This is a genomic window from Kitasatospora sp. MY 5-36, from assembly GCF_001182915.1.
Lineage (GTDB): Bacteria > Actinomycetota > Actinomycetes > Streptomycetales > Streptomycetaceae > Kitasatospora.
The window spans coordinates 1-8298 of sequence record NZ_LFVW01000515.1 but is presented as its reverse complement, the minus strand read 5'-3'; the positions used below and the strand labels follow the sequence as shown (position 1 = coordinate 8298).

At 75.1% G+C, this 8298-nt stretch carries 10 protein-coding genes; all 10 read right to left on the bottom strand.

Annotation, left to right across the window (positions count from 1 at the left end):
* Positions 1-883 (bottom strand): alpha/beta hydrolase (locus AE652_RS28765; protein WP_063780300.1); only part of this gene is annotated, 883 nt, incomplete at its 3' end.
* Positions 880-1581: an indole-3-glycerol-phosphate synthase gene (locus AE652_RS28760; RefSeq protein WP_049656707.1), complete on the bottom strand. Its 702-nt coding sequence runs from the start codon at positions 1579-1581 to the stop codon at positions 880-882. The genes AE652_RS28760 and AE652_RS28765, both read right to left, overlap by 4 nt.
* On the bottom strand, positions 1578-2294 hold the full coding sequence (locus AE652_RS28755) for a hypothetical protein (RefSeq protein ID WP_049656706.1): 717 nt from the start codon (positions 2292-2294) through the stop codon (positions 1578-1580). The genes AE652_RS28760 and AE652_RS28755 overlap by 4 nt, the downstream gene beginning before the upstream one ends.
* Positions 2291-3436 carry an acyl-CoA dehydrogenase family protein gene (locus AE652_RS28750; RefSeq protein ID WP_049656704.1) on the bottom strand — a complete coding sequence of 382 codons (1146 nt, stop codon included), beginning with the start codon at positions 3434-3436 and terminating at the stop codon, positions 2291-2293. Before AE652_RS28750 ends, AE652_RS28755 begins: the two co-directional genes overlap by 4 nt.
* 173 nt (positions 3437-3609) lie before the next feature.
* Complete coding sequence (locus tag AE652_RS28745; protein ID WP_049656703.1) at positions 3610-3984, bottom strand: ectoine synthase; 375 nt, start codon at positions 3982-3984, stop codon at positions 3610-3612.
* A complete protein-coding gene (gene trpA / locus AE652_RS28740) occupies positions 3978-4913 on the bottom strand; it encodes a tryptophan synthase subunit alpha (RefSeq protein ID WP_063780299.1) in 936 nt (311 codons plus the stop codon). The genes AE652_RS28745 and trpA overlap by 7 nt, the downstream gene beginning before the upstream one ends.
* On the bottom strand, positions 4906-5934 hold the full coding sequence (locus tag AE652_RS28735) for a hypothetical protein (RefSeq protein ID WP_049656702.1): 1029 nt from the start codon (positions 5932-5934) through the stop codon (positions 4906-4908). The genes trpA and AE652_RS28735 overlap by 8 nt, the downstream gene beginning before the upstream one ends.
* Positions 5935-5939: 5 nt before the next feature.
* Positions 5940-6221 (bottom strand): acyl carrier protein, encoded by a 282-nt coding sequence (locus tag AE652_RS28730; RefSeq protein ID WP_049656700.1) that lies wholly within the window; start codon positions 6219-6221, stop codon positions 5940-5942.
* Positions 6222-6296: 75 nt separating this feature from the next.
* Positions 6297-7817 carry an AMP-binding protein gene (locus AE652_RS28725; RefSeq protein ID WP_082346031.1) on the bottom strand — a complete coding sequence of 507 codons (1521 nt, stop codon included), beginning with the start codon at positions 7815-7817 and terminating at the stop codon, positions 6297-6299.
* A 5-nt stretch (positions 7818-7822) separates the two neighbouring features.
* On the bottom strand, positions 7823-8298 hold a 476-nt coding region (locus tag AE652_RS28720), incomplete at its 5' end, for a MaoC family dehydratase (RefSeq protein ID WP_049656698.1).

Genomic DNA, 8298 nt, shown 5'->3' with positions numbered 1-8298 from the left:
CGGGTGCGGCCGCGCCGGGGGCGGGGGCGGGGCGGGTGAGGCAGTCGTCGGTGAAGGCGAGGGCCCGCAGGTGGTAGGGGCGGGCGGCGTGGCCCAGGGAGAGGTTGTGGCCGGCGCGGCGGGCGGTGGCCAGGTGGGCGAGGCCGTCGGGGAAGGCGGCGGTCAGGGCGGCGCGGTGGGCCGCGTCCAGGCGCCACCAGTGCTCGTGGTCGGCGAGGGTGAGGCGTACGGGGACGCGTACGCGGGCGGCGAGGGCGTTGTAGCGGGCGGGCCAGGTGGCCAGTTCGCGGGATTCGAGGGCGGGGACGGGGGTGAGCAGGGTGCGGGCGGCGTGGAAGGTGCCGGGCGGGTAGAGGTGGAGGGGGCCCCAGTTGAGGCGGCCGCCGCCGGCGAGGTCGTCGGGGCGGTCCCAGGCGCCGGGGGCGTAGTGCTGGGCGAGGCCGGAGATGTCGCAGCCGAGCAGGGGCAGGCGGGGGTCGTCGGGCCAGTGGGCGGCGAGTTGGAGGGCGATTTTGCCGCCGAAGGAGTGGGCGAGGAGTTGGACGCCGGCGCCGGTGGGGTGGGCGCGGGCGTAGTCGGTGAGGGCGGCGTGGAGGGTGGCGGCCTGGTCGGCGATGAGCTGGCCGTGCGGCAGGCGGTGGGCGGAGGCGCCGTGGCCGGGGCGGTCGACGGCGAGGACGGTGTAGCCGAGGTCGGCGGCGAGGGTGAGCAGGCTGGTGTCGGGGTGGGCGGGGCCGGCGAAGTAGGCGGCGCGCATGCCGCGGCCGTGGATGGCGAGGACGACGGCCTTGGGGGCGTGGTGTTCGGGTTCGGCGACCAGGGCGGAGACGGGGATGCCGGCGGCGTCCAGGACCAGGGAGCGGGTGCGCAGGTCGTTCTTCACGCGGCGACCCCCGCTCTGGCGGCGTCGAGGTCGGCGAGCCAGCCGGTGAGGTCGCCGGTGCGCATCAGGGAGGTGCCGATGAGCAGGGCGGCGTAGCCGGCGTCGAGGAGGCGGGCGGCGTCGTGGGGGTCGGTGATGGCGGAGGCGGAGACGGGGGCGCGGCAGCCGGCGGCGCGTAGGGCGGGTAGCAGGCGCAGGCTGCGGCCGAGGTCGCCGCGGTCGCGTTCGCGGGTGCGGATGTCCTTGTTGTTGACGGCGACGACGCATTCGGCGATGCGGGGCAGGGTGTCGAGTTCGCGTTCCTCGGTGATCTCGACGAAGGGGGTCAGGCCGAGGTCGAGGGCGGTGGTGACGAGGCGGGTGAGGGAGGTGGCGGGCAGCAGGGCGGCGGTGAGCAGGACGGCGGAGGCGCCGAGGGCTCGGGCGGCTTCGAGTTGGGCGGGGCGGGTGAGGAAGTCCTTCTGGAGGACGGGGAGTTGGGTAGCGGCGGTGACCTCGCGCAGGAGGCGGGGGGTGCCGCCGAACCAGCGGCCGGTGACGACGGACAGGCAGGGGGCGCCGGCCTGTTCGTAGCGGGTGACGAGGTCGGTGACGGTGCGGGGGCCCAGGAGGTCGGCGCCGTGGGGGTCGCGGAGTTTGACCTCCATGACCAGGGGGCGGGGGGCGGCCAGCAGGGCGTCGATGAAGCTCGGGCTCATGCGGGGGTCTCCTGGAGGCGCGGGTGCCAGGCGCGGGTGAGGGCGGTGACGGCTTCGTGGGTGAAGCGGCCGGTGCGGTCGCGGGCGGCGGTGTCGATGTCGGCGCCGGCGTACAGGGGGTGGTCGGTGACGGTGCGGTAGGTGTCGCGGTTGGGGGTGTTGAGGCCGCCGGCGAGGAGGAAGGGGATGGTGAGGCGGGGCAGCAGGGCGTGGACGTGGGCGGGGTCCAGGGCCTGGCCGGTGGAGCCGACGCGGCCGTCGTCGGTGACGGTGTCCAGGAGGAACAGGTCGCAGCCGGCGCGTTCGAAGGCGCCGGTGAAGGCGCGTTCCAGGCAGCGGCCGCGGGAGAGGTGGAGGACTTTGACGAGGACGGCGTACGGGAGCTGTTCGCGCAGGTCGGCGACGAGGGCGGGGCTCTGGTAGGCGTGGAGCTGGATCCAGCGGATGCCGGTGGCGCGGGCGAGGGCGGCGATCTTTCGGGCGTCGTCGAGGAAGGTGACGAGGACGGGTTCCAGGCCCAGGCGGATGGCGGTGGCGGCGAGGTCGGCGAGGCGGTCGGCTTCGAGGTCGGCGGGGCCGCCGGGTACGCCGTGCCACAGGCCCACCAGGGTGGGGCCGGTGTCGGCGAGGAGGGCGAGGTCGGCGCGGGTGCGGGCGCCGCAGACCTTGAGGTGGCCGGCGCGCCGGGGGGCCAGCAGGGCGGGGGCGGTCATTTGCCCAGTCCGAGCATGGCGGCGATGCGGTTGTACTGGATCTCGTTGCTGCCGGAGTAGATGGTGCCGGCGACCGCGTTGCGCACGTCCTTCTCCAGTCCGTACTCGGACATGTAGCCGTTGCCGCCGAAGACCTGGACGGCGGCCAGCGAGGTGGCGAGGTTGGATTCGCTGGTGAGGAGTTTGGCGATGGCCATGTCGACGGTGACGTTGTCGCCGGCCTCCAGGCGCTGGGCGGTGTCGTACAGCCACTTGCGGGCGGTCTCGAGGCGGATCTTGGTGTCGACGATCTTGTTGGCGACCGACTGGTAGGAGCCGATGGGCTTGCCGAAGGACATGCGGGTCTTGGCGTAGTCCAGGCAGCGGGTGAGGCGGTGCTGCATCTCGCCGGTGTTGACGATGAAGGTGTAGAGGATCTCGCGTTTCATGACGTGGTCGAGGACGAGGAAGCCGCCGCCGACGCGGCCCAGGACGCGGTCGGCGGGGACGCGGACGTCGTCGAAGTAGAGCTCGGAGAGCGGGGAGGTGCGCAGGCCCATCTTCTTGATGGGGTTTCCGGTGGTCAGGCCGGGGGTGTCGGCGTCGACGAGGAAGGCGGTGACGCCGAGGGCGCCGCCCTGGGGGTGGGTGCGGGCGTAGACGACGACGACGTCGGCGACGGGGCCGTTGGAGACGAAGGTCTTGGCGCCGTTGAGGACGAAGTGGTCGCCGTCGCGTACGGCGCGGGTGCGCATCTGCATGGCGTCGGAGCCGGACTCGGACTCGGTGATGGCGTGGGCGCCGATGGCCTCGCCGGAGGCGATGCGGGGCAGGTAGGCGTCCTTGAGGGCGGGTGAGCCGAAGGCCTGCAGGGGGACGCCGGTGGAGGCCATGGAGGTGGTGACGGAGAAGTTGAGGCCGCCGTCGCGGCAGGTGTGGCCGAGGCCTTCGAGGACGTACATGGTGGTGAGCAGGGACTGGCCCAGGCCGCCGTAGCGTTCCTCGAAGGGCAGGGAGAGGATGCCGGTCTTCTGGATCATGCGCCACTTGTCGTGGGAGAAGGCGGCCTGTTCGTCGCCTTCGATGTGGCCGGCGCTGAGGTCGTCGCCGAAGCGGGCCAGGCCCTCGCGCAGGGCCGTCTGGTCGGCGTTCCAGCGGATCATGGGATGTGCCGCCTTCCTCCCGGGCCGCCGGTGCGGGGCGCGGGGTGGCAGGCCGGCGCCCGGTGGCGCCGGCTCACGTCGGTTCCTGGGGCCCGTCCCGGGGGCCCGGGCCCCCGGGGGTGCGGGGGCGGCGGGCCCCGGTGGGGGCGCGGGGTGCCTGCTGGGCTCGGGGCCTAGTAGGCGGAGGAGGAGTGGGCGTCGAGCTGGTGGACCTCGTCGCCGCGCAGGGCCGGGGAGAAGACGCACACCAGGCGCAGGTCCTCCTCGGGGCTCGCGACGAGGTAGTGGGCGTCGTGCTCGTCGAGGGCGTAGAGGCGTCCGGGGGTGATGGGGTGGGAGGTGCCGTCCATGTCGATGACCTCGCCGGAGCCGGCGATGCAGTAGCAGGCCTCGAGGTGGTTGCGGTACTCCAGGCGGGACTTGGTGCCGGCGTTGACGACGGTGTCGGTGAGGCTGTAGCCGAGGCCGTCGCTCTCCACCAGGAAGCGGCGGGACAGGCCGTTGCCCCACTCGACGGTCTTCACGTCGGCCAGGTCGCGGATCAGCATGCGGGTTGTTCCTCTCGGGTCGTGGTGCCGGCGGGGGTGGTGCGGGTGCCGGTGGTGCCGGGGGTGGTGCCGGTGGTGCCGGTGGTGCCGGGGGTGGTGCGTGGGGTGGTGCGGGGTCCGCCGGGCCGCTCCGGGAGGGCGGGGCGGGGGCGGAGGTCGGTGAGGTAGGCGCGCAACTCGTCGACGGGGTCGAGGCGTTCGGTCAGCGCGTGCTCGACGCGGGCGACGGCGGCGGAGCCGACGATCGCGGCGTCGGCGCCGGCGGCGGCGACGGCGGCCAGGTCGGCGGCGGCCTTGACACCGAAGCCGACGGCGACGGGGGTCGCGGGGGCGGCGGTGCGCAGCGCGGTGACGGTGTCGGCGAGGGCGCGGTGGCCGTGTGCGGGGGTGGTGCCGGAGCGGCCGTAGTGGGCGACGAGGTAGACGTAGGCGTCGGTGGCGCCGTGGGCGGCGGCGGTGAGGACCTCGGGGGTGGAGGCGGGGTAGCAGGTGGTGACCTGGGGCAGGCCGGTGTGGTGCAGGGCGTGCTGCCAGGCGGGGCGCAGGCGCGGGGGCAGGGCGTGGACGAGCAGGGCGCGGGCTCCGGCGTCGCGGATGGCGGTGGCGGTGGCGGTGGGGTCGCGGTGGCGCAGGCTGTGGCTCCAGTCGGCGAGCAGGGCGACCTTGAGGTGGGTCAGGCGGGGGGTGAGGTCGGCGAGTTCGGCGAGGACGGTGTCCAGGGTGGTGCCGGCCTGGAGGGCGCGGGTGGCGGAGCGGCGGATGACGGGGCCGTCGGTGGGTGAGTCGGGGAAGGGGACGGCGAGTTCGAGGACGTCGACGCGCTGGTCGTCGAGCATGAGCGCGAGGTCGGTGAGGCGGCCGGCGGGGTCGCCGGCGTTGAGGAAGAGCGCCAGGCCCAGGTCGTCGCGGGGGAAGAGGGGTTCAGACACCGGCGGTCTCCCTGGGGCGGGTGGCCAGGCGCGTGGCCAGGGCGTGGGGGGCGCCGTCGGCGAGGGCGTCCAGGGCGGTGGTGTAGGCGGTGTGCCAGCGGGTGTGGCGGCCGGAGGCGAGGGCGAGGGCGGCGGCGTTGAGGGCGATGGTGTGGGTGGCGGTGGTTCCTGCGCGGCCGGCGAGGGCGCGTAGGAAGTGGCCGGTGAGGTCGTGGGGGTGGGGGGCGAGGTCGGCGAGGGTGCCTTCGGCGGGGGCGACGGCGCCGGCGGGCAGGTGGATGTCGCCGTCGGGGGTGTGGAGGGTGTTGTCGGCGAAGGGCAGGAGTTCGTCGGCGCCGGCGCTGTTGTGGGCGAGCCACACGGTGCGGGTGGTGGTGTTGGCGGCCAGGGGGCGCAGGGCGGCGAGGGCGGTGGGGGTGGCGGTGCCGGTGAGCTGGGCGGTGACGGGGACGGTGGCGAGCAGGGGGCCGAGGGTGTTGAGGAACGCGCCGAAGGGTTTGAGGGTGAGCGGGTAGAGGGTGCGGGCGAGGCGGGTGAGGGCGGGCGGGTAGACGTGGGGGCCGGCGAAGGCGATGTTGTGGCGGGCGAGGTGGTCGGCGGTGGCGGTGTGGCTGGAGGTGAGGGTGATGCCGAGGCGTTCGAGGAGGTCGACGGAGCCGGCGGCGCTGGTGTAGGCGCGGGAGCCGGTCTTGACGACGGGGATGCCGATGGCGGCGGCGGTGAGGGCGGCGGCGGTGGAGAGGTTGAAGGTGGCGGGTCCGCCGCCGGTGCCGACGATGTTGACGCTGCCGGGGTGGGCGGGGCCGGGGTCGGGGGTGCGTTCGGTGAGCGAGGTGTGCAGGGCGGTGAGGGTGTCGGGGTCGGGCAGGCGGGTGGTGAGGGCGGCCAGCAGGGCCGCTGCCTGGGCCCGGTCGCTGTCGGCCGGGCCCAGGGTGCGGTGTTCGAGCTGGTCCCACCACGAGCGCCAGGCCGCCAGGTCGACGGGGCGGGCGGCGAGGAGCGCGGTGAGGGCCTGGTGCATGGCTGTCAGCCGCCCACGGTGACGCCGGCCGCGGTGGCGGCGGTGGTGCGGCGTTCGGTGATGAAGGCGTCGATGGCGGCGACGGAGCGGAAGTTGTTGGGGTCGAGGTCGGTGTCGTCGACGGGGAGGGTGAAGTGGTCCTCGACCCAGGCGATGAGTTTGAGGACGCCGAGGCTGTCGATGACGCCGTCGGAGAGCAGGTCGTGGTCGTCGGCGAGCTGGTCGGGGGTGATGTCGGGCAGGAACTCGTCGATGAGGAACCGCTTGATCTGGGCGATGTTGCTCATGTCGGCAACTCCCTTGCGTCGGTGGCCTGGTGGCCGCTGGTTTGGGTTGGGTGGCGGTGCGGGTGGTGCGGGGTGTCACGGGGCGGGCAGGACGGCCTTGCGGTCGACCTTGCCGGTGGCGGTCTTGGGCAGGGGGGCGTCGTGGATGGCGAGCTTCTCGGGGACGGCGGCGCGTGGCAGGTTGCGGGCCAGGTGCTCGCGCAGGACGAGGCTGTTGAGGGTGGAGCCGGGGGTGCGCTGGACGGCGGCGTGCAGGCGTTTGCCGGTGAGCGGGTCGCTGGCGGCGGCGACGGCGGCTTCGCGCACGTCGGGGTGGGCGAGCAGGACGCGTTCGATCTCGGCGGTGTTGACGGCGACGCCGCGGACCTTGACCTGGAAGTCGGCGCGGCCGGTGAGGTGGACGCGTCCGGCCTCGTCGCGGGTGACGAGGTCGCCGGTGCGGAACCAGCGGCGGCCTTCGCCGGCGCCTTCGGGCTGGGTGGTGAAGCGTCCGGTGTCGCGGGAGCGGTCGAGGTAGCCGGCGGCCTGGAAGGGGGTGGAGACGTAGAGTTCGCCGCTGCCGGGGCCGTCCAGGGGGGTGCCGTCGGCGGTGGCGACCAGGGTGCGCACGCCGGGCAGCGGGGTGCCGATGGGCACGGGCAGGGCGGCGGCGGCGTCCAGGCGGTCCAGGCGGTGCAGGAAGCTGTCGTTGGTCTCGGTGCAGCCGTAGATGTTGTACAGCTCGGCGCCGGGCAGCAGGGCGGGCAGGGCGGCGAGGGTGCGGGCGTCGATGGCGTCGCCGGTGAACGCGGCGTGCTCGACGCTGTCCAGGACGTGGGCGCCAGCGGCGGCCTGGACGAGCAGGGCGTAGGCGAGGGGGACGGCCTGCAGGACGTGGGGGCGGTGGCGGATGAGTTGGGCGAGCAGGTGGCGGGCGTTGAGGGCGTGGGCGGGGTCGATGAGCAGGCAGGTGCCGCCGGCGGCGAGGGTGGCCCACACGTCGAGCAGGGCGAGGTCGAAGTTGAGGGGCGCGTAGTTGGCGACGGTGCGGCCGGGGCCGAGGTCGAAGGTGTCGTGGGCCCAGGCGGTGAAGCGGTCGACGGCGCCCTGCGCGAGGGGGACGATCTTGGGCAGGTCGGTGGAGCCGGAGGTGGTGAGCATGAAGGAGGTGCCGGCCGCGAGGGTGGGCACCGGGGCGGGGTGGGGCAGGGCGGGCAGCCGGGGGGCGTCCTGGCCCAGGGGGGCGAGCAGGCGGCGCGCGCCGGCCTGGGCGAAGAGCGCGGCCAGCAGGGCGGGGGCGAGCTGCGGGGAGGGCAGCAGGAAGGGGCGGCGCTCCATCAGGCAGGCCAGCACCAGGGCGACCGCGGCGGGTGACTTGACGGCGTACAGGCCCACCGGTTCGCCCGGTGCCAGGTCGAGGGCGTTCAGGCGGGCGCGTTCGGCGTCGGCGGCCTCGGCGAGCTCCCGGTAGCTGACGCTCTGGTCGTGCCAGAGCAGGGCGGGGGCGTCGGGGCGGGTGCGGGCGTGGGCGGTGAACGCGTCGGGCAGGGCGAGCGGCGGCAGCGCGGTGTCCTGGACGGGGCGGCCGAACGGGGCGCTGCTGGGGGTGGTGGTCATGGCGTTCACTCCCCCGCCGGTGCGATGCGCGCCCAGCCGGCCTTGACGGCGGTGCCGGCCTCGGTGGCGATGGTGAAGCGCACCACGGTGCCCCGGTCGTGGGGCTGGAGGGTCAGGCGCAGTTCGGTGCCGGGGCGGGTGGGGGCGGCGAAGCGGGCGCCGAGCGCGGTGACGCGGGCGGGGTCGCCGCCGGCGTGGCGGTCGGTGATCTCCTCGGCGGCCAGGGCGACGAGGTGCATGCCGTGGGCGATGGTGCCGGGGAAGCCGGCCGCGCGGGCGGCGTCGTCGTCGAGGTGGATGGGGTTGAGGTCGCCGGAGGCGTGGGCGTAGGCGCGGGTGTCGCCGGCGTCCAGCACGTGGGTGAGGACCTGGGGCGGGCCGTCGGGCACGGAGCCGGGGTGGGCGGCCGGCGGCAGGGCGCCGTACGGCTCGGCGCCGGTGGCGCCCAGCAGGAGCGCGGCGGTGGCGAGGTCGGCGAGCG

Excerpts from the sequence above, each read along its gene's own strand:
- AE652_RS28760 (WP_049656707.1), bottom strand. The coding sequence starts at position 1,581 with ATGAGCCCGAGCTTCATCGACGCCCTGCTGGCCGCCCCCCGCCCCCTG.
- AE652_RS28755 (WP_049656706.1), bottom strand. The coding sequence starts at position 2,294 with ATGACCGCCCCCGCCCTGCTGGCCCCCCGGCGCGCCGGCCACCTCAAG.
- AE652_RS28750 (WP_049656704.1), bottom strand. The coding sequence starts at position 3,436 with ATGATCCGCTGGAACGCCGACCAGACGGCCCTGCGCGAGGGCCTGGCC.
- AE652_RS28745 (WP_049656703.1), bottom strand. The coding sequence starts at position 3,984 with ATGCTGATCCGCGACCTGGCCGACGTGAAGACCGTCGAGTGGGGCAAC.
- AE652_RS28735 (WP_049656702.1), bottom strand. The coding sequence starts at position 5,934 with ATGCACCAGGCCCTCACCGCGCTCCTCGCCGCCCGCCCCGTCGACCTG.
- AE652_RS28730 (WP_049656700.1), bottom strand. The coding sequence starts at position 6,221 with ATGAGCAACATCGCCCAGATCAAGCGGTTCCTCATCGACGAGTTCCTG.
- AE652_RS28725 (WP_082346031.1), bottom strand. The coding sequence starts at position 7,817 with ATGACCACCACCCCCAGCAGCGCCCCGTTCGGCCGCCCCGTCCAGGAC.